The sequence below is a fragment of the Rhodoferax sp. ZS1R8 genome (genome assembly GCF_056521325.1).
Genome location: NZ_JBWMBA010000080.1, coordinates 1 through 1074, shown reverse-complemented (window position 1 = coordinate 1074; position 1074 = coordinate 1). Strand labels below are relative to the sequence as shown.

Here is a 1074-nt window from a genome sequence, read left to right as displayed (position 1 = left end):
GTCAGTTTTTCAAATGTCTTCCCGGTCAAGGTGGCGTCGCCAATCATCCAGGCGAGCTCGTTGGCCAGATCGAGGTAACCACCACCGTTGTAGCGCAGGTCAACAACGAGTTCATTGACGCGGGCGTTTTTCAGGTGCGTGATGGCATCTATGAGTTGTTTCTCTGCGCTGACCACACCGAATGAATTGAGCACCAGGTAGCCAACGGTGTTGCCACCATCGACGATTACAGTGGATAGGGCAACAGGCGTGACCGCGATGGACTGTGACGATGTAACGTCTACAAACCGTGGCGCGGTTGCATTGGCCGCAACCAAACCAAAGCGTGTGGTTTTGCTGGCGACGGTGGGTGCCAAACCTGCATTAAGCGTTGCGATACCTGCAGCGGTTGTGTCGTTGATATCCACACCATCAATCGATGTAATGGTGTCACCCCGCGACACCCCCGCTATTTGCGCAGGCGAACCCTGCTCGACATAGAGTATGCGAACCACGCGCGGCGGGCCACCGGTAAGGGTCGAACGGCGAAAGCCATAACCCGACGCAATACCCGACTGCTGGTTTAGCAGATCGACAGTAGACAGGGTGAAACTGAACTGGTCAACCGGTTTGCCCGAGGCTGTCGTGTTTTTGGTTTTGAGCGCCTGAAAATAGGCGTTCAGCGTTTGCAAAACGCTGTTGCCGTTGCCAGCCTGGGTGTAGTCGGCGGCATTGACTACAGGCACGTCTTTGTACCAAAGATAGGTTTCATCCATAAAGGATCGCACCCACGCTTTTTCGGTGTCAATGGACCCTTGGCGGTCCGCTGTGCCTGGGCGTGGCGCAGTGCACTGTTGGGCCAGGGAGGCCGCACTGGCCAAAACACTCGTGGGTGGTTCAGCAGGCGTGCCTGTGCCACCGCCGCCACCGCAAGCGGTGAGCAGGGCAGTGGCCAACGCCAGAAAAATCATCAGAATGTGTCGCATGCAATCCGCTCTCATATAAGGCCGTCGATCATAAAGTATGAGCGTATTGCCCCACGTTGAGACCGACGACCGGTACTTATTTGGTAACTAACCGGAATTTGCTGAATCC

The 1074-nt window shown here is 55.7% G+C and carries 1 protein-coding gene; it reads right to left on the bottom strand.

Translation table 11 applies throughout. From position 1 onward, the window contains the following. Window positions 1–965: S41 family peptidase (locus AC097P_RS23925; protein WP_479612925.1), on the bottom strand; the 965-nt coding region annotated here is incomplete at its 3' end. Window positions 966–1074: the final 109 nt, after the last annotated feature.